At 70.7% G+C, this 18513-nt stretch carries 16 protein-coding genes and 3 tRNA genes; 10 read left to right on the top strand and 9 right to left on the bottom strand.

Annotated elements, in window-relative coordinates; all coding sequences use genetic code 11:
* Positions 1-108 precede the first annotated feature (108 nt).
* On the top strand, positions 109-2607 hold the full coding sequence (locus tag AB0C28_RS27250; RefSeq protein WP_358078345.1) for a DUF3516 domain-containing protein: 2499 nt from the start codon (positions 109-111) through the stop codon (positions 2605-2607).
* Positions 2608-2805: 198 nt separating this feature from the next.
* On the opposite strand, the gene AB0C28_RS27245 is transcribed toward AB0C28_RS27250, so the two are convergent.
* A complete protein-coding gene (locus AB0C28_RS27245; RefSeq protein WP_358078342.1) occupies positions 2806-3369 on the bottom strand; it encodes a hypothetical protein in 564 nt (187 codons plus the stop codon).
* A gap of 17 nt (positions 3370-3386) precedes the next feature.
* On the opposite strand from AB0C28_RS27245, the gene AB0C28_RS27240 reads away from it, so the two are divergent.
* On the top strand, positions 3387-3881 hold the full coding sequence (locus tag AB0C28_RS27240) for a DUF2087 domain-containing protein (protein WP_358078339.1): 495 nt from the start codon (positions 3387-3389) through the stop codon (positions 3879-3881).
* Between the two features lie 25 nt (positions 3882-3906).
* On the opposite strand, the gene AB0C28_RS27235 is transcribed toward AB0C28_RS27240, so the two are convergent.
* Together AB0C28_RS27235 and AB0C28_RS27230 are read right to left on the bottom strand one after the other, a co-directional pair.
* Entirely contained in the window at positions 3907-5430 is a 1524-nt protein-coding gene (locus tag AB0C28_RS27235) for an alkaline phosphatase D family protein (RefSeq protein ID WP_358078336.1), read from the bottom strand.
* A 162-nt stretch (positions 5431-5592) separates the two neighbouring features.
* Entirely contained in the window at positions 5593-6609 is a 1017-nt protein-coding gene (locus AB0C28_RS27230; protein WP_358078333.1) for a helix-turn-helix domain-containing protein, read from the bottom strand.
* A 41-nt stretch (positions 6610-6650) separates the two neighbouring features.
* Here AB0C28_RS27230 and AB0C28_RS27225 point away from each other — a divergent pair, with 41 nt between their 5' ends.
* Positions 6651-7430, top strand: a complete 780-nt coding sequence (locus AB0C28_RS27225; protein WP_357850658.1) for a phytanoyl-CoA dioxygenase family protein — start codon at positions 6651-6653, stop codon at positions 7428-7430.
* Positions 7431-7447: 17 nt separating this feature from the next.
* Here AB0C28_RS27225 and dusB read toward each other — a convergent pair whose 3' ends face one another.
* Entirely contained in the window at positions 7448-8554 is a 1107-nt protein-coding gene (gene dusB / locus AB0C28_RS27220; protein WP_358078330.1) for a tRNA dihydrouridine synthase DusB, read from the bottom strand.
* Positions 8555-8636: 82 nt separating this feature from the next.
* Between dusB and AB0C28_RS27215 the strand changes: the two genes are divergently transcribed.
* From AB0C28_RS27215 to AB0C28_RS27200, 4 genes are all read left to right on the top strand, one after another.
* On the top strand, positions 8637-9272 hold the full coding sequence (locus AB0C28_RS27215) for an ACT domain-containing protein (RefSeq protein ID WP_357850652.1): 636 nt from the start codon (positions 8637-8639) through the stop codon (positions 9270-9272).
* Between the two features lie 58 nt (positions 9273-9330).
* Positions 9331-9402, top strand: a tRNA-Gly gene (locus tag AB0C28_RS27210).
* Between the two features lie 19 nt (positions 9403-9421).
* A tRNA-Cys gene (locus AB0C28_RS27205) sits at positions 9422-9495 on the top strand.
* Between the two features lies 1 nt (position 9496).
* Positions 9497-9571, top strand: a tRNA-Val gene (locus AB0C28_RS27200).
* 177 nt (positions 9572-9748) lie between these two features.
* Here the strand turns inward: AB0C28_RS27200 and AB0C28_RS27195 are convergent.
* From AB0C28_RS27195 to AB0C28_RS27185, 3 genes are all read right to left on the bottom strand, one after another.
* Positions 9749-10582: a carbohydrate ABC transporter permease gene (locus tag AB0C28_RS27195; protein ID WP_346113535.1), complete on the bottom strand. Its 834-nt coding sequence runs from the start codon at positions 10580-10582 to the stop codon at positions 9749-9751.
* The gene (locus AB0C28_RS27190; RefSeq protein WP_357850649.1) at positions 10579-11505 is read right to left on the bottom strand and encodes a sugar ABC transporter permease; all 927 of its coding nucleotides are present in this window, start codon (positions 11503-11505) and stop codon (positions 10579-10581) included. The genes AB0C28_RS27195 and AB0C28_RS27190 overlap by 4 nt, the downstream gene beginning before the upstream one ends.
* A gap of 109 nt (positions 11506-11614) precedes the next feature.
* Positions 11615-12949, bottom strand: a complete 1335-nt coding sequence (locus tag AB0C28_RS27185; protein ID WP_358078327.1) for an extracellular solute-binding protein — start codon at positions 12947-12949, stop codon at positions 11615-11617.
* A gap of 303 nt (positions 12950-13252) precedes the next feature.
* Between AB0C28_RS27185 and AB0C28_RS27180 the strand changes: the two genes are divergently transcribed.
* The gene (locus tag AB0C28_RS27180; protein ID WP_358078325.1) at positions 13253-14743 is read left to right on the top strand and encodes an alpha-N-arabinofuranosidase; all 1491 of its coding nucleotides are present in this window, start codon (positions 13253-13255) and stop codon (positions 14741-14743) included.
* A gap of 55 nt (positions 14744-14798) precedes the next feature.
* On the opposite strand, the gene AB0C28_RS27175 is transcribed toward AB0C28_RS27180, so the two are convergent.
* Both AB0C28_RS27175 and AB0C28_RS27170 read right to left on the bottom strand, forming a co-directional pair.
* On the bottom strand, positions 14799-15812 hold the full coding sequence (locus tag AB0C28_RS27175; RefSeq protein ID WP_357851395.1) for a LacI family DNA-binding transcriptional regulator: 1014 nt from the start codon (positions 15810-15812) through the stop codon (positions 14799-14801).
* 130 nt (positions 15813-15942) lie between these two features.
* A complete protein-coding gene (locus tag AB0C28_RS27170; RefSeq protein WP_357850640.1) occupies positions 15943-16632 on the bottom strand; it encodes a DUF6348 family protein in 690 nt (229 codons plus the stop codon).
* A 260-nt stretch (positions 16633-16892) separates the two neighbouring features.
* Between AB0C28_RS27170 and AB0C28_RS27165 the strand changes: the two genes are divergently transcribed.
* Positions 16893-17753: a serine hydrolase gene (locus AB0C28_RS27165; protein ID WP_357850637.1), complete on the top strand. Its 861-nt coding sequence runs from the start codon at positions 16893-16895 to the stop codon at positions 17751-17753.
* 114 nt (positions 17754-17867) lie between these two features.
* A partial coding sequence (locus AB0C28_RS27160; RefSeq protein WP_358078322.1) for a hypothetical protein occupies positions 17868-18513 on the top strand: 646 nt, incomplete at its 3' end.

Genomic DNA, 18513 nt, shown 5'->3' with positions numbered 1-18513 from the left:
TACCGACCGTGCCCCGCGCCCGCACCTGAGGGCTGCGGGGGCGAGGTCGCTTGACCGAGTTGGCCGCGAGCGGTTCGACCACCCGGCAAACTTCGGCAGGATAGGAGTGTGAGCCTTCTCATCGACCGCCTGCCCGACGACATCGACGCCGATCCGGACGCCATCTTCGACGCGTTCGTCGCCTGGAACGCCGAGCGGGGGCTCACGCTCTATCCCGCCCAGGAGGAGGCCCTCATCGAGGTGGTCTCCGGCAGCAACCTGATTCTGGCCACGCCGACGGGCTCGGGCAAGTCACTGGTGGCCGCGGGCGCCCACTTCACCGCGCTGACCCGCGACCTGCGTACGTTCTACACGGCGCCGATCAAGGCGCTGGTGTCGGAGAAGTTCTTCGACCTGTGCGCCATCTTCGGCACCGAGAACGTCGGGATGATGACCGGCGACGCCAGCGTCAACCCGGGCGCGCCCATCATCTGCTGCACGGCCGAGATCCTGGCCAACGTGGCGCTGCGCGACGGGGCCGCGGCCGACATCGGCCAGGTCGTCATGGACGAGTTCCACTTCTACGCCGAGCCGGACCGGGGCTGGGCCTGGCAGGTGCCGCTGCTGGAGCTGCCCAACGTACAGTTCGTGCTGATGTCGGCCACGCTCGGCGACGTGTCCATGTTCGAGCGCGACCTGACCAGGCGCACCGGGCGGCCGACGTCGGTGGTCAAGCACGCCGAGCGGCCGGTGCCGCTGATCTACTCCTACCGGATGACCCCGCTGCACGAGACGCTGGAGGAGATGCTCTCGACCGGCCAGGCGCCGGTCTACGTCGTGCACTTCACCCAGGCCGCGGCGATGGAGCGGGCCCAGGCGCTGATGTCGATCAACATGGCGACCAAGGCCGAGAAGGAGGCCATCACCGCCATGATCGGCGGCTTCCGCTTCACCACCCGCTTCGGCCGGGCGCTGTCGCGGCTGGTCAAGCACGGCATCGGCGTGCACCACGCGGGCATGCTGCCGAAATACCGGCGCCTGGTCGAGCGGCTGGCCCAGGCCGGGCTGCTGAAGGTCATCTGCGGCACCGACACGCTGGGCGTCGGCGTCAACGTGCCGATCAGGACGGTGCTGTTCACGGCCCTGTCCAAGTACGACGGCAACAAGGTGCGGCGGCTGCGCGCCCGCGAGTTCCACCAGATCGCCGGCCGCGCGGGCCGGGCGGGCTTCGACACCATCGGCTACGTCGCCTGCCAGGCCCCCGAGCACGACATCGAGAACGCCAAGGCGCTGGCCAAGATCGGTGACGATCCCAAGCGGCGGCGCGGCTACGCCCGTAAGAAGCCGCCGGAGGGCTTCGTCGGCTGGAGCGAGGACACCTTCACCAAGCTCCAGGAGGCCGAGCCGGAGCCGCTCAACTCCCGGTTCAAGGTCAGCAACGCCATGCTGCTCGCGGTGATCAACCGGCCGGGCGACTGCTTCCAGGCGATGAAACACCTGCTGACCGACAACCACGAAGACCGCAAGTGGCAGCGCCGGCACATCAGCCAGGCCATCGCCATCTACCGCTCGCTGCTGGCCGGCGGCATCGTCGAGCAGTTCGCCGAGCCCGACGAGCAGGGCCGCCGGGCCCGGCTGACGATCGACCTGCAGGAGGACTTCGCGCTCAACCAGGCGCTGTCGACGTTCGCGCTGGCCGCGTTCGAACTGCTCGACCGCGAGTCGCCGGCGTACGCGCTCGACATGGTCTCGATCGTGGAGTCCATCCTCGACGACCCGCGCCAGATCCTGTCCGCCCAGCTGAAGAAGGCCAGGGGCGAGGCCGTCGCGCAGATGAAGGCCGACGGGATCGAGTACGAAGAGCGCATGGAGCAGCTCGCCGAGGTCATGTATCCGATGCCGCTCGACGACCTGCTGCTCGGGGCGTACGAGACGTATCGGCGCGGCCACCCGTGGGTGGGCGACTACACGGTCAGCCCGAAGTCCGTGGTGCGCGACATGTACGAGCGGGCGATGACGTTCGGCGAGTACATCCAGTTCTACGAGCTGGCCCGTTCCGAGGGCACGGTGCTGCGCTATCTGGCCGACGCCTACCGGACGCTGTCGCGCACGGTGCCCGAGCACCTCAAGACCGACGACCTGGTCGACCTGATCGAGTGGCTCGGCGAGCTGGTCCGCCAGGTCGACTCCTCGCTGATCGACGAGTGGGAGAAGCTCACCAACCCGGCCGCGGCGCTGGAGGAGCATCAGCAGCTGGAGGCCAAGGTACGGCCGGTCACCGCCAACCCGCGGGCCTTCCGCGTGCTGGTGCGCAACGCCATGTTCCGGCTGGTCGAGCTGTGCGCGCTGGAGAAGGAGGCCGAGCTGGAGGAGCTCGCCCCCGACGTCGACTGGGGCGCGGCACTCGACGCCTACTACGACGAGCACGAGGAGATCCACACCGACGCCGACGCGCGCGGGCCCGCGCTGCTGCGCATCGAGGAGGAGAGCGGGCTGTGGAAGGTGCGCCAGACGGTCAAGGACCCGGCCGGCGACGGTGACTGGGGCATCGACGCCCAGGTCGACCTGGCCGCGTCCGACGAGGAGGGCCGCGCGGTCCTGTACGTCCAGGGGCTCAACCGGCTCTGAAGAAGACCGGCTCTGAAGAAGAAACGACAAGCCCTGTGCCGGAACGGACTGGCAAGGGCGCCCCGGCACAGGCCTGTCGATTGATTCTCCTTCGCCGAACGTCGAGGTCGTGTCATGACCATGTCTCAAGATCGAGACATTCCCTCGTCACAGGCCCCCTCACCGGCACTCGCCTCGGCCCTGACGCCGGCGCCGGCGTCAGCATGCGGCGATGGCGCAGATCTTGGCGAGCATGCGCTTGGTGTCCTTCGTCTGCTGCCTGAAGTCGGCCTTGGCCGGTTTGCCCCACTCGCCGGACACGGTGTAGAGGATCAGGGCGTTCGCGCGCCGGGTCACGATCGCCCGGTCGCCGCCGATGGCCGGTTTCCCGTCCTGGTACGCCTGCCCGGTGACCGACAGCCCCGTCTCGCCGAGGGCGATCGGTGCGGAGGAGTAGCGGTAGCCGGACGTGCCGCAGGACTTCACGGCCGCCCGCAGGTCACGTAGAGCCTGGCCCGCGGCGGCTGCGGACCGGTAGAGGACGACCTGCTCGGACTTGGCGTAGTCGGGCACCGCCGTGTAGATGAGCGTCCTGGCCGAGGTCCGGCCGCGCTGGCCTAATGCGGTCTTCTGGCACGGGTTGACGACGAGCCGGGCCGTTCTCTTGCCGCTGACCGACCAGCTCGTCTCGGGGTTGGCGTCCTTCTTGGCGGCGGCCTTCTCGTACAGGAGGAAGTTGTTCGGGACGGCGACGGCGGCCGCGAGCAACAGTGCTGTGATCATGGGACAAAATGGTACGAGTGAACGACGAAGACATCAGGCGCGTTCTCGGACTCCTCTACCAGGACGACACGCTCAAGACGTTCGCCTCCCTGGTGCTCGGAACCACCGACGGGCTCTCCCCCAAGTCCCTGCACAAGCTCGCCAGCGGCGGACTCGCCGCATGCGACGAGAGCGGCACGTGGCGCGCCACCCCCGAACGCTTCCGCGACCTGCTGCGGGCGCACGCCGAGCCGGCCGAGGAGCTGAGCGCCGAGGAGCGGGTGCTGCGCGCCTTCCTCGTGGACGGGCGGCTGACGACCACGGCGATCCGGCGGGACAAGCGGCTCATCGTGCTCAACTACATCGCGGCGGTCTTCGAGCCCGGCGTGCGTTACGCGGAGAAGGACGTGAACGTGGCGCTGCGGGCCTTCCACGACGACTACGCGGCGCTGCGCCGCTACCTGGTGGACGAGGAGCTGCTGTCGCGCGAGGGCAACGTCTACTGGCGCAGCGGCGGCCACGTGGAGATCTGAGCGGATTCCGGCGGGTTCGGCCCGGCTAGGCGGGGTAGAGCGTCGGGTCGCCCGGCTCGATGACGAACGAGCCGGAGGTGCGGACGGGTGCGTTCGGTCGCGTGACGTAGGCCAGTGAACGGAAGTCGACCGTCATCTCCCGCTCCGTGATCCTGGTCCTGACATAGCCGCGGCGGCCGTCGAAGAACGAGACGTGCGGGTTCTCGGCGAGCAGGTTCCGGGTGTCGGGATACTCGTCGAGGCCGTCGCCGGCGCTGGTGACCGAGGTGGTGACGAGCTCGACGGCCACGGGTTCGGCGCCGGGGTCGCGGTGGTCGCGGCTGACCTGGCCGGCCCAGTGGGAGTGCACGTCGCCGGTCAGCACGACGGCGTTGCGCCGGTGGGCGTGGATGGTGGCGGCCAGGTGGTCGCGGGAGGCGACGTAGCCGTCCCAGCCCTCGTTGGACCAGCCCTCGGCCGGGCCGCGGGCCCAGTCCATCTCCATCATGAACACCTGCTGGCCGAGCAGGTCCCAGGTGGCGCGCGAGTCCCTGAGCTGGGCGTCGAGCCAGGTCTGCTGCTCCTGTCCGAGGATGGTGCGGCCGGGGGCGAGGCGTTCCACGCAGTCGGGGCCGACGGTGCCGCTGTGGCCGGCGCACGCGTACGGGTCGCGGTACTGGCGGGTGTCGAGCAGGTGCAGGTTCGCCACCGCGCCCCAGCGGATGCTGCGATGCAGCCTGAGCGCCGCCCCGTGCGGCCGCTGCGCGCGGCGCAGCGGCATGTTCTCGTAGTACGCGCGGAACGCCGCCGCCCTGCGCCTCCTGGGGACGTCGCCGGCCCAGGCGTTCCTGACGTCGTGGTCGTCCCAGACCACGGCCCAGGGGGCGATGGCGTGGGCCGCGCGCAGGTCTGGGTCGGTCTTGTGCTGGGCGTGGCGCAGGCGGTAGCCGGCCAGGTCGAGGCACTCGCCGCCGGCCTGGTCGCGGACGCGGTGCTCATAGTCGCCGTACTCGTAGATGTAGTCGCCGAGGAACGCGATGAGGTCGGGGTGGTCATCGGCCATCCGGCGGTAGGCGGTGAACCAGCCGGTCTGGTAGTCGGCGCAGGAGGTGAACGACAGGTTCAGCGCGCGGCTGCGGCTGCCCGGGGCGGGGGCGGTCAGGGTGCGGCCGGTCTCCGACAGGTCGCCTTCGGCGCGGAACCGGTAGAAGTACTCGGCGCCCGGTTCCAGTCCTTCGAGCTCGACGTGGACGCTGTGCGCCGCCTCGGGGCGGGCGATCTCGGTGCCGTGGCGTACGACGTGGCGGAAGTGCTCGTCCCTGGCGAGCTGCCACTCCACGGGCACGTGGCGTCGTGGCATCCCGCCCAGCCCGTCCAGGGCCGGCGGGTCCGTCGCCAGGCGCGTCCACAACACGACGCCGTCGGGCGCGGGCTCACCGGAGGCGACGCCGAGCCGGAAGAGATCGCGCAGCGGGGCGCGCCGGGCGACCGCACGGACGGGACTCGGGCCCGTCGCGGCGGAGACAGCCAGGCTCGCGCCCCCGGCGAGAAGCGCACGCCGGGTGAGCATGGGGGTCCTTACGCAGGGGTGGGGTGTGCGGCTGGGGTGCCGGCGCGGACAGCCTGACGTGCGGCGGGTTGCGGAGAGCGTTCAGAAGGGGACATTCCGCTGAAGCCCGGATGAACCCTTGCCACATCTCCGGCAGGCCGACGGGGCAGGTGGCGGCGTTGCTCAGTCGGTGATGGGGCGGAGGCGGGCGCGGTAGTCGCGGGGCGGGAGGCCGTACTCCCGTCTGAAGGCGCGGCTGAAGTGGAACGGGCTGACGAAACCCGAGGCCGCCGCCACCTGGCCGACGTCCATGTCCGTCACCTCCAGCAGGCTCGCGGCGTGCCGCACCCGGGCCCGGCGCACCGCCTGCATCGGCGTCTGGCCGGTCTCCTCGGCGAACAGGTGGGCGAAACGGGACGGGGAGAGCGCGACCGTACGGGCGAGCGAGGCCACCGAATGCGGCGCACCGGGCTCGGCCGCGATCCTCGCCAGCACGCGGCGTACCCGCTCGTCCCCCTCCTCGCCCTTCCCCTCGGGCCGCGCGGAGGCGGTGGCCAGCACCAGCACCTCCTCCACGGCCCCCAGCACCAGCTCCCGCGCCGCCCTGCCCACCACCACCGCCGGCACCCGCACCTCACCCGCCCTACCGTCCGGACCGGCCGACCCCCGCACCTCACCCGCACCACCATCCGGACCGGCCGACCCCCGCGCCACGCCCGCATCACCGTCCGAAGGGACGCTCACCCCTGCCTCGGCCAGGTCGCCGGCCGGAGCGGCCGGCGTCGTGTCGGGCGTCCAGCGGGCGTCCTGGAGGGCCCGCTGGAAGGCCAGGTCGATCCGGGGATGCACGGCCCGGGGCACGCCCGCCACCAGGTGACACCCGCCCTCCCTCGCGTACGGGCCCAGCCAGGCCGCCCAGCTCGCCCGGGGCTGGAAGTGCACCCACCAGAACCGCCACCGCCCCGCCCCCGGCCGTACCCGGTAGTGCTGGGCCACCCCCGACCGCAGCACCGCCAGATCCCCCTCCCCCACCGCGAACGCCGCCCCGCCCTGCTCGACGGCTCCGGCCCCGGCCTCGGTCCACAGCAGCAGCCAGCTCGGCGAGCCGCCGGGGCGGCGGGTCGCGTAGCCGGGCGCCCTGTCGTAGTGGCCCACGATCATCAGCTCGGCAGCAGGAACAGACATGTCCTCAGCGGTCATGGGCATACCGTGGCACATCCCGGCCGCCTACCGTGACAGACATGAGCTACAACGACTTCCACGAGCAGGGGTACACGATCGTGCCCGCACTCCTCTCCCCCGAGGAGGTGGCCGAGCTGCGCGACGAGTTCATGGGCATGCACGCCAGGGGCCCTATCCCGGGCCACTTCACGCCGCAGCCGCAGGAGCCGGGGCGGCCGTACGACATCCTGCGCGACTATCCCCGGATCATGCACCCGCACCAGGTGAGCGACGTGGCACTGCGCTACCTGCTCGACGCCCGCGTCGGCGCGATCCTGCGCGAGCTGCTCGGGGAGGAGCCGATAGCAGCCCAGAGCATGTTCTACTTCAAGCCGCCGGGCGCCAGGGGGCAGGCGCTGCACCAGGACAACTTCTACCTCCGGGTCGAGCCGGGCACCTGCGTGGCCGCCTGGGTGGCGCTCGACCGGGTCGACCGGGCCAACGGCGGTCTGGAGGTCGTTCCCGGTACGCATCTGATGGACCTGTTCTGCCCGGAGGAGGCCGACGAGGGAGTCTCCTTCACCAGGGAGTACGTGCCGCCGCCGCCGGGCCTGGAGAAGGTGCCCGTGGACATGAACCCCGGCGACGTGCTGTTCTTCAACGGCAGCCTGGTGCACGGCTCGGAGCCCAACGGCACCCAGGACCGCTTCCGCCGCAGCTTCATCTGTCATTACACCGGCCGCTCGGCGGAGCGGATCGCCGAGTACTACCCGACGCTGACGATGACGGGCGAGCCCGTACGGCTCGAAGCGTCGGTCGGCGGCGGCCCCTGCGGCACGGAGATCACCGGCCCCCACTAACGCGGCTCAAGAGTGGGTCAGCCGCCGGAAACGTCCGACTCCTCCTCAGGGATGGGGCAGTCCCAGGGATCGTCCAGCCACCCGTCAGGCAGCAGCACCTTCGACCGTTCGCCCGACTTGCCCCGAGGCGTGTCGGTGTTCGGCGGCCACGGCTGGTCGCGTTCCAGCTTGGCCAGCCCTTCCCGCAACCCGTCGAGCGACTCGGCCGTGGCCAGCTCGCGCCGCAGCTCGCTCCCGACCGTGAACCCCTTCAGATACCACCCGACATGCTTGCGGAAGTCGGCCACCGCGTACCGCTCGATGTCGAAACACTCGGTCAGCCCCTCGGCGTGCCTGGCCATCACGTCAGCCACCTCGCCGAGTGTCGGCCGTACCCGCTCGGGGCTGCCGTCGAAGGCGTACTCGAGATCCTTGAACAGCCACGGCCGCCCGAGACAGCCCCGCCCGACGACGACGCCGTCGCACCCTGTGCGCCGCACCATGGCGACGGCGTCGTCGGCGGACCAGATGTCGCCGTTGCCCAGCACGGGGATCTCGGGGACGGCCTCCTTCAGCCGGGCGATGGCCTCCCAGTCGGCCACGCCTCCGTAGTGCTGCTTCGCCGTGCGGGCGTGCAGCGCGATCGCGGCGACGCCCTCCTCGACGGCGATCCGCCCGGCGTCCAGGTAGGTCAGGTGGTCGTCGTCGATGCCCTTGCGCATCTTCATCGTCACGGGCAGCGACCCGGCGTTCGCGACCGCCGCACGCAGGATCCGCCGCAGCAGATTCCGCTTGTACGGCAGCGCCGACCCGCCCCCGCGCCTGGTCACCTTGGGCACGGGGCAGCCGAAGTTGAGGTCGATGTGGTCGGCCAGGTCCTCCTCGGCGATCATCCGGACCGCCCGCCCCACGATGTCGGGATCCACCCCGTACAGCTGGATGCTCCTGGGCCGCTCGGACTCGGCGAACCTGATCATCCGCAACGTCTTGGGATTGCGCTCGACGAGGGCCCTGGTCGTGATCATCTCGCACACGAACAGGCCGGCGCCCTGCTCACGGCACAGCACCCGGAACGGCGCGTTCGTGATGCCCGCCATCGGCGCCAGCACCACGGGCGGCCACACCCCAATCGGCCCAATCTTCACCCCGTCAGTTGTAGCGCAGGTCAGGCTGTGAACGGTATTCGGCCGATAGTCTGTGATCCGGCATCTTCGGTGAGGGGGACGGATGCTTCTTCGAGTCCGCGTCGAACTGCCCGACCGGCCCGGGTCCCTGGCTCAGGTGACCAAGGTGCTGGGGGCGGCGGGCGCCGACATCACCCAGGTGACCGTCCTCGACCGGGTCGACGGCCGGGCCGTCGACGACATCACGGTCTGCTGCCCGGCGGGCACGCCCACGCAGACCCTGGTCAGCAGCCTGCAAGGCGTGGACGGCGTGACGGCGGTCAGCGTCTGGCCCACCCGCGAGGCGCCGGGCACCTACCCGGAGCTGGAGATCCTCAAATACCTCACCACGGCAGGAGACCGGGCGCTCACCACGCTGGTGGACTCACTGCCGGCCCTCTTCAGCGCCGACTGGGCCGCCGCCGTCGCCGGCCACCGCGTCGTCCACGCGAGCTGGCGCGCCCCCCGCGATCCGGCCCTCCCTCTGGAGACACCGGCCCGCCCCGAGGCCCTGACCCTGGACGACGGCCTGCACGCCATCCACGCCCCGCTGCCCCCGCTGGGCCTCTCCTTGGTCCTGGCCCGCTCGGAGGGGCCGGCCTTCCACCGCATCGAGGTCCACCGCCTCACCAGAATCCTGGAGATCTTCCTCAGCCTCCCCGCCACCGAACACAGCCTGGCCCGCCGCCTCCACGCCTGACCCCGGTCAGGCGGCAGCATCCGCTCGAAAAAACCGCTAGAGTTGTCCACGAGGCAACGCGGAAGTGGCTCAGTGGTAGAGCATCACCTTGCCAAGGTGAGGGTCGCGGGTTCGAATCCCGTCTTCCGCTCGGAGATGAGGTTCAGCTCGGTGGCGTGGCCGAGAGGCGAGGCAGCGGCCTGCAAAGCCGTCCACACGGGTTCGAATCCCGTCGCCACCTCCAAGGACGATTAGCTCAGCGGGAGAGCGCTTCCCTGACACGGAAGAGGTCACTGGTTCAATCCCAGTATCGTCCACCAGAAGTCAAGGCCCCAGCTCACGGCGGACGCCGGGAGCTGGGGCTTCTTGTTGTCCGAGGTTGACAGCATCCCGCTCAGCTCGCTGCCGAGTCGATGCTCTTGATCAGCCCGAGCGAGCTTGAGGCCCTCGCCTTCGACTGCCGCCGCCGGCCGGCGGACCCGGTGAGGTGTTGAGGGTCACTGGCCGGCCAAGCCCGTGTGGGCCACGCCTCGGACGATCTGGCGTTGGAACAGGACGAAGACCACCAGGAGCGGCAGGCCGGCCAGGACCACCGAGGCCATGATCTGTGCGTAGCGCAGGCCGAACGTGCCCTGGACGACGTTGGCCAGCCCGACCGGGAGGGTCATCGTGTTCGGGTCGGTGGAGACGAGGAACGGCCAGAGGAAGTTGTTCCAGGTGTTGATGAAGGTGAAGATCGACACGGCGGCCAGGACCGGGCGCGACAGGGGCAGGACGATGGTGAAGAAGACCCGCCAGCGGCCGGCCCCGTCGACGAAGGCGGCCTGTTCGAGTTCGGGGGGTACGTCCTGGAAGAACTTGAAGAGGATGTAGACGATGAGCGGGGCCGCCACCTGGGGCAGGATGATCGCCCACCACGTGTCCACCAGGCCCAGGGCGACCATCTCGGCGAACAGCGGGGCCATGAGGACCTGGGGCGGGATCATGATGCCGGCGAGGATCAGGCCCAGCAGCGCCCGCTGGCCCTTGAACTGCGTGCGCGCGAACCCGTATGCGGCCATCGCCGAGAACAGCACGGTGAGGAACGTGACGATCACGGCGGTGACGGTCGAGTTGATCGCCCATTTGACGATGCCGCCGGTCTCCAGGACGAGCGCGTAGGAGTCGAAGGTGATCCGGCTGCCGATCCATTCCAGGGGCAGCTTGGTGGTCTCGGACTCGGGCTTGAGTGAGGTGGCGACGGCCCAGGCGATGGGGGCCAGCCAGATCACCGCCAGCACCAGAGCGGCCACCAGCAGGACGAGCTGGCTGAAGCTGAACCGCTTGGTCACGACGCGACCTCCTCGCGCTTGCGGAACAGCCGGAGCTGCGCCAGGGAGACGATGACGATCAGGACGAACAGGATGTACGAGACGGCCGAGGCGTAGCCGACGCGGTAACCGGTGAAGCCGACGTCGTAGGCGTACTCGATGATGGGCAGGGTGGCGTCCTGCGGGCCTCCGCCGGTCATCAGGTAGATCTGGTCGAAGACCTTGAGTGAGGCGACCAGTTGCAGCACCACGATGAGCACTGTGGTGCGGCGCAGCAGCGGCAGGGTGATGGAGCGGAGTTTGTCCCAGGAGGAGGCGCCGTCGATGGCGGCGGCCTCGTACAGGTGCGTGGGGATCGACTGGAGTGCGGCGAGGTAGAGCAGGAAGTTGAAGCCGACCGTCCACCAGACGGTGGTGAGCACCACCGACCACATGGCCGTGGCGGGGTCGCCCAGCCACAGGACGTCGGTGCCGAGCGTGCCGTTGAGCAGGCCGTAGTCGGGCGGGTAGATCATCTGCAGCCACAGGATGGAGACCACGGCCGACGGCAGCAGGAACGGCCCGAAGAACGACAGCCGCCACAGCCACTGCACGAAGCGCACGTTGTGCACCAGCAGCGCGAGCACCAGGCCGAGCAGGACCAGCGGGATCGTGCTCAGCACGGTGAAGACGAGCGTGTTCCACAGCGAGCGCCACATGCGCGGGTCGGCGAACGCCTCGGCGTAGTTGTCGAACCCGATGAAGTGGTTGTTGCCGCCGGCGATGTTGACGCTCGACAGGCTCATCTGGAAGCCGAGGATGGTCGGCCAGACCAGGAAGGCCAGGTAGATCAGCAGGAAGGGCCCCACGAAGAGCAGCCCGTGCTGGGTCCAGCCGCGCCGGACCTTGGCCTTGGCCGCGGGGGCGGGGGCGGCGGTCGAGGGGGCCGCGACGGTGGTGGTCATGAGCCCTCCTTGGTGGTCGGTTTCACGGCCGGCCCGGTCATGAGGCCTCTCCTGGTCGGTTCCACGGCCGGCGCGGTCATGAGCGCTCCTCGTCGGAGAAAGGGGCCGGTCATGACCGCGCCTCGTCGGGGAAGGGGTTCGGGGCGGACATCAGCCGGCTCAGCGACGCCTTCGCCGCCGCCAGCCCCTCCTCGGGGGTACGCGTCCCGGCGATGACCGGGGAGAACGCCTCGCCGAACTCGATCCACAGCCGCGAGGCCGACCCGGTGAACCACACCTGCGGGTCGAGGGCGACCTCGGTGATGACCGAGCGGTACTCCGACTGCGGCTGCAGCGCCAGGTAGTCGGGCTCCTCCAGCGCGGGCAGGTACGCGGGCACGTGCCCGGCCACCGCCCAGTCGGCGCTGTTCTTGACCAGGTAGGCGATGAAGCGGTAGGTGGCCCGCTCGACCTCGGGGTCGCGGGAGCGCTGGTGCGGCAGCACGAACGCGTGGCAGTCGGCCTGCGCCGCGCCGGTGCCGAAGACGCTGGGGAAGCGGGTCATGCTGAACGGCGTCCCGCGTTCCTTGAGCCCGGTGGTCTCCCAGTCGCCGTTCCACAGGAACGCCGCCTCGCCGTTGGTGAACTTGGCGACGGAGGCGCCGTAGTCGGTACGCCAGTCGCACAGCCCTTCCTTGCCGAGCCGCTGCATGAGCCGCAGCGCCTCCAGCGCCTTGGCGTCGTCGATGGTGACCTGGGTGCCGTCGTCGGACACAAGGGTGCCGCCGCTCTGCGGATAGAGCGAATACCACACCCGCCACGGCCCGACGGTGCCCAGGCCGAGCGCGTCGAAGGCCAGCGGGGGCTTGCCGCCCATCACGTCCTTGGCCTTGGTGAGCCGGGCGATCAGCTCGTCCACGCCCTTGGTGGGCGCGAGCTTGCCGTCGGGGCCGAGCAGCCCGGCCTGCCGGCAGATGTCGGTGTTGTAGTACTCGACCATCGGGTGGGCGTCGAACGGGATCGCGTAGAGGACGCCGTCGAGGTGGGCGCGTTCCCAGATGGGCGGGCTGAAGTCGGCGCCGCGCAGGCCGGCCTCCTCCAGCAGCTTGACGTCGATCGGGTCGAGGATCTGGCCGGCGCCGATCCCCGCCAGCCGGGCCAGGTGGAAGGTGGCCAGGTCGGGAGAGCGGCCGCCCGCGCCGGCCATCGCGACCTTCGTGTAGAAGGGCTCACCCCACTGGAGCACGTTCTCCTCGACGAAGATGCCGGGATTGTCCTTCGCGAACGCCCCGACCATCTTGTTCATGATGATGCCGTCACTCGCGCCGAGGAAGTGCCAGTACTTGACGCGGGTCTGGGACGAGCCGAGCCCCATGGGGATGGCGCAGCCCGTGGCGGCGGCGCCGAGCAGGGCCAGGCTGCCGCCGAGGAGGTGCCGTCGGGTGATGTCGGGGGGACCGTGCACTGGGGGCCTCTTCCTGCACCAGCTATGTTCTCGTTGACACCGGAGGATTCAAGGCAGGCGTGATCGGCGCCTCTCTCACGGAGGCGCTGGTGGGCGAGCACTCCGGGTCGCGGAGGTCGCCGCGCGGACCCCGTTGTTTCAGCGGGGTTACCCGAGTGTTAGCGGTAACAAGCAGGCTGTCAAGGGCCTGCTCGCAACCGGTTGCGGGGACCCGGACCGCGCCTCGGGCCCCTTGACCCGGGTCTGTGATAACGCTAACAATCGGGACCACGTAACGGCCGCGAAACTCCGGGAGACGCCTCCGTGCATCAGGCCAAGCTCACCCTCGATCCCGCCTTCAAGGTCGCTCCTGTGCACCGGCGCACCTTCGGCACGTTCGTGGAACATCTCGGGCGCTGCGTGTACACCGGCATCTACGAGCCGGGCCACCCGACGGCCGACGAGGACGGTTTCCGCCGCGACGTGCTCGACCTGACCAGGGAGCTCGGCGTGTCCACCGTCCGCTACCCCGGCGGCAACTTCGTCTCCGGCTACCGGTGGGAGGACGGCGTCGGCCCGGTCTCCGAGCGCCCGCACCGGCTCGACCTGGCCTGGCACAGCACCGAGACGAACGAGGTCGGCGTGGACGAGTTCGTCCGCTGGTGCCGACGGGCGGGCGTGGAGCCCATGATGGCCGTCAACCTCGGCACGCGCGGCATCGCCGAGGCCCTCGACCTGCTCGAATACTGCAACCACCCCTCCGGCACCGCGCTCTCGGACCGGCGGATCGCGAACGGCGCCAAGGAGCCGCACGGCATCAAAATGTGGTGCCTGGGCAACGAGCTGGACGGCCCCTGGCAGACCGGTCACAAGACGGCGCGCGAGTACGGCCGGCTGGCCGCCGAGACCGCCCGCGCCATGCGCATGGTGGACCCGGGTCTGGAGCTGGTCGCCTGCGGCAGTTCGAGTTCGAGCATGCCCACGTTCGGCGCGTGGGAGGCGGAGGTGCTGGAGGAGACGTACGAGCTGGTGGACCACATCTCCTGCCACGCCTACTACCAGGAGAAGGACGGCGACCTCGGCAGCTTCCTGGCCTGCTCGACCGACATGGACTACTTCATCGCCTCGGTCGTGGCCACCGCCGACCACGTCGGGGCCCGGCTGAAGTCGCGCAAGAAGATCAACATCTCCTTCGACGAGTGGAACGTCTGGTACCAGTCGCGCTTCCACGACACCGGCACCCCTGAGGACTGGCCGGTGGCGCCGCCGCTGCTGGAGGACCAGTACCACCTGGCCGACGCGGTCGCCTTCGGTGGCCTGCTGATCTCGCTGCTGCGCAACAGCGACCGGGTGACCGCCGCGTCGCTGGCCCAGCTGGTGAACGTGATCGCGCCGATCATGACCGAGCCGGGCGGGCGGGCCTGGCGGCAGACGACCTTCCATCCGTTCGCCCAGGCGTCCCGGTACGCCGCCGGCGACGTGCTGCGGATCGAGCCGGTCGCGCCGGCGTACGAGACGAAGGTGTACGGCGAGGTGCCGCTGATGGACGCGGTGGCCACGCACGACGGGCAGAGCACAACGCTGTTCGCCGTCAACCGCTCGATCGACGCGCCCATGTCCCTGGAGATCGACGCGCGGGCGCTCAGCGGGGTGCGGATCGTCGAGGCCACCACGCTCACGGACGCCGACGTCTACGCCCGCAACACGGCCGACGACCCCGCCCGGATCGCGCCCAGGCCGAACCCGGACGTCGAGCACGACCCGGCGCGCGTCCTGCTGCCCCCGGTCTCCTGGAACGTGATCAGGCTGGGGTAAGCGCCGGGGCTCTCCCGTATCTCCCGTACGACCGGCTCGGGCTCGACGGACGTGATCAGGCTGGGACCGCGCCGGGGGCGGCGCCCGTACTGCCGGGAGCGGCGCCGGTGCTCTCGCGGACGACCAGCTCGGGCTCGATCAGCCGCCGCGCCTCGGGCTCGGCGCCCGCCATCCGGTCGAGCAGCATGTGGAAGGCGTGCCTGCCGACCGCACCGAAGTCCTGGCGCACGGTGGTGAGCGGCGGCCAGAAGTACGCCGATTCGGGGATGTCGTCGAACCCGGCCACGCTGACGTCTTCAGGCACCCGCCGCCCCGCCTCGCGCAGCGCCCTCAGCACGCCGAGCGCCATCTGGTCGTTGGCCACGAACACGGCGCTGACCTCGGTGTCCTCGGCCAGGCGGCGGCCGAGCTGGTAGCCGGAGCGGGCGCTCCAGTCGCCGCGCAGCACGTCGGGCACCGGCCGCCCGGCCGCCTCCAGGACGCCGCGCCAGCCTTCGATGCGGTCGTTGGCGTCGAGCCAGTCGGCGGGCCCGGCCACGTGCCAGACGCTGCGGTGGCCGAGGCTGAGCAGGTGTCGCGTGACCCGGGCGGCGCCGGTCGCCTGGTCCACCTTGGCCACGGGCACGGGGATGTCGTCGCCGGCGTCCACCGCGACCACCGGCATCTCGGGCGGCAGGTGACGCAGCCCGTCGGCGGCCGACTCGTGGGGCGCGACGATGATCACACCGTCGACCGCCTGCGTGCGCAGCCGCTGCACGCCCTCCTCCATCGACCTGCGGTTGAGCGAGCTGAGGCTGGCGATGCTGACGTTGTAGCCGGCGTGCCTGGCGGCCTGCTCGATGCAGTAGAGGGTGGAGGCGGGGCCGTAGAGCGTGGTGTCGATGCTGACCACGCCGAGCACGCCAGAACGGCCGGTGACGAGCTGGCGGGCGGCCTGGTTGGGCCGGTAGTCGAGCTCGCGCACGGCGGCCAGCACCCGGGCCCTGGTCTCGGCGCGGACGAGGTCGGGCGAATTGAGCACCCGCGAGACGGTCATCGTGGAGACTCCGGCGAGTACGGCGACGTCCATGAGCACCGCCGGCCGGCCGGGTTTGGCTTTCACCGCGGCTCACCCCCTCAGCGGTAACGCTAACAGGCGGAGGGGGCTCGCGCGCGATCAATATGCGCGGCCGCGAACGTGCGTCCGGCGCGGCGAAAGCTCAGTCTTCGTGGACGAGCAGGACGAACGTGCGGGCGTAGGAGACGCCGCTCGCCGGGCGCGGCCAGTCGAGCTCGGCCAGCGCCCGCGAACCCGCCTCGTGGTGGTCGCCGTTGACCCGGATCTCGGCGGTCTCGCCGCCTTCACCGCCGCCGAAGAACGCCTTGACGCCCACCAGCTCCTCCCGTTCGAACGCGCCCTTCAGCGCCGGGGCCAGGTGCGGCAGCAGCACGTGCTGGACCGCCCACCGCTGGACGGCGTCGTGGTCGTCGCCCGTGCCCCAGCCGGTGATGCCGCCGTGGATGGCGTGCCGGCCGGGGAAGCCGTCGGGGTCGCCGGAGGCGAAGTGGCCGGCGTGGGAGCCGTCGTGGACGAGGAGCTCCAGCAGCGCGCTGCCGGTGGTGCCCAGCCACACCTGCACGGCCCGCTCGACGGCCTCCTCGGTGGTGACGCCGTAGCCGGCCACAGAGTCGGCGATCGTGGCGCGCTCCGGGTGCTCGACGTCGAGGATGAAGTCGAGGTCGAGATGGCCGGGGGTGCCGGGGTGGCCGTCGCCGCCGAGCCGCACCGCGACCCTGCCGGGGCCTTTGGCCAGGCCGTCGCGGACCTCCCACGGCCGGCCCATGGCCGCGCTCAGGCGTCCGGCGACCATACCGAGCACCATGTCGTCCGCCGGCCGCACGCCGTCCATGCCCCACCCCTCGGTCGCGATCCCTCGACACCTGCCAGGCTAGTCGTGTTGATCATCTCGCGTGCCCGCGCCACGTGCGCGCCGGGGGCACATTCGCGTCACCACTGTCCTCTGCGGCAAAAGATTTACCGTACGGATTTACACGGCTATATAGGCCTTTTCATGTGATTTGTCACGAAATGTCGTACATTGTGGCAAGAGCACGCCAAATCCGGCGGCACTCTGGGCTGATGCGTTACCGGAAAGCTTTTCTGGCTGCCATGGCAGGCGCACTTGCCCTGGTCACAGGACTCACCGCGCCCGCGCATGCCACCCCGACCATCGGCCGAACCGCCGCGGGGGCCGTCACCCTCGATGACGCCCCCACCGTACGCGGCCGCGCCGCCTACCTGATGGACGCCTCCTCCGGCGCCGTACTCCTCAACAAGCACGGCGGCGAACGGATGCCGATCGCCAGCCTCACCAAGACCATGACCGCGTACGTGGTGCTGAAGAACGCCAAGCCCACGGACGTCGTACGGATCAAGCGCGAGGACGTCGCGTACGCGGAAGACGGCGGCGGCACCACCGCCGACCTGCGCCCCGGCGACCGGATCACGGTCGGCGAGCTCATGTACGGCCTGATGCTGCCCTCCGGCGCCGACGCCGCCCACGCGCTGGCCCGCACGTACGGCCCCGGCGTCAAGGGCTTCGTGGCCAAGATGAACGCCACCGCCCGCGAGCTCGGCATGAACGACACCGAGTACGTCAACGCCGACGGCCTGCCCACGCCGCGCGGCGACGGCTTCTCCACCGCCAGGGACCAGGCCGTGCTCGCGGCAGCCGCGCTGCGGGTGCCGCTGATCAAGCAGGTGGCGGGCACGCGCTGGCACGAGCTCGACGCCGGCGACGGCCACCGGTACTACGAGTGGCGCAACACCAACCGCCTGCTCCGCACGCCTGGGGCGATCGGGCTCAAGACCGGGTTCACCCGGGCGGCGGGCTACTGCCTGGCGTTCGCCGGTGAGTCGGACGGGCGGACGCTGGTCGGCGTGCTGCTCGACGAGTCCGTCTCCAGCCGGCGTTTCGACACCGCGCAGGCGCTGCTGTCCTGGGGCGCGACCGCCCGCGAGGCCGCCTGACGATCGTCCGCGCGGCCGCCTCGACGATGGACGCGGTCGCGGGATCGTACCGGGACTTCCTGACCGTTGATGCAGTCATTGCAGTTATGACTGCAATGACCGTAATGTGGAGATATGGCCACGGAAGCAGAGCTGGAGTTCGTCGACGACGTCGCGGTGTTCTTCGCACGTGAGGGCATGCCGCTGATCCCCGGCCGGATGATCGGCTGGCTGCTCATCAGCGACCCTCCCGAGCAGAGCGCGGCCCAGCTGTCCGACGCGCTGGGGGCCAGCCGCAGCTCGATCAGCAGCGCCACCCGGCTGCTGACGCCGAGCGGGCTGGTCGAGGGGGTGCGGCGGCGGGGCGACCGGCAGGAGTACTTCCGCATCGCCGCCGACGGCTGGAGCCGGATGCTGGCCGCCCGCTACGCGAAGACGGCCGCGTTCCGGCAGATCACCGAGAACGGGCTGCGGGTGCTCGCCGGCGGCTCCCCCGTCCGGCGGGAACGGCTGGAGAACGTGCACGAGTTGTACCGGTTCCTGGAGGGAGAGCTGCCCGCGCTCTGGCAACGATGGGAGACCCACCGCGCCCGGCTGGGCGGACCGGGCGCCCGAGCAGCCGGCGAGCTGGGCGGCGGGCCAGGCGACGGGCAGGACGGCGGGCCGGTTGCCGGGTCGGCCGCTGGGTCGGCCGCTGGGTCGGCCGCTGGGTCGGCCGCTGGGTCGGCCGCTGGGTCGGCCGCTGGGTCGGCCGCTGGGTCGGCCGCTGGGTCGGCCGCTG

It is taken from the genome of Nonomuraea sp. NPDC048892 (assembly GCF_040649735.1).
Lineage (GTDB): Bacteria > Actinomycetota > Actinomycetes > Streptosporangiales > Streptosporangiaceae > Nonomuraea > Nonomuraea maheshkhaliensis.
Note: the sequence above shows the minus strand (reverse complement) of the source record. Positions and strands in the feature narration are given on the sequence as shown.

Bases quoted from the DNA above. Each gene is read 5' to 3' on its own strand.
- AB0C28_RS27245 (WP_358078342.1), bottom strand. From the start codon at position 3,369: ATGATCACAGCACTGTTGCTCGCGGCCGCCGTCGCCGTCCCGAACAAC.
- AB0C28_RS27235 (WP_358078336.1), bottom strand. From the start codon at position 5,430: ATGCTCACCCGGCGTGCGCTTCTCGCCGGGGGCGCGAGCCTGGCTGTC.
- AB0C28_RS27230 (WP_358078333.1), bottom strand. From the start codon at position 6,609: ATGACCGCTGAGGACATGTCTGTTCCTGCTGCCGAGCTGATGATCGTG.
- AB0C28_RS27225 (WP_357850658.1), top strand. From the start codon at position 6,651: ATGAGCTACAACGACTTCCACGAGCAGGGGTACACGATCGTGCCCGCA.
- AB0C28_RS27215 (WP_357850652.1), top strand. From the start codon at position 8,637: ATGCTTCTTCGAGTCCGCGTCGAACTGCCCGACCGGCCCGGGTCCCTG.
- AB0C28_RS27190 (WP_357850649.1), bottom strand. From the start codon at position 11,505: ATGACCACCACCGTCGCGGCCCCCTCGACCGCCGCCCCCGCCCCCGCG.
- AB0C28_RS27175 (WP_357851395.1), bottom strand. From the start codon at position 15,812: ATGGACGTCGCCGTACTCGCCGGAGTCTCCACGATGACCGTCTCGCGG.
- AB0C28_RS27170 (WP_357850640.1), bottom strand. From the start codon at position 16,632: ATGGACGGCGTGCGGCCGGCGGACGACATGGTGCTCGGTATGGTCGCC.
- AB0C28_RS27165 (WP_357850637.1), top strand. From the start codon at position 16,893: ATGGCAGGCGCACTTGCCCTGGTCACAGGACTCACCGCGCCCGCGCAT.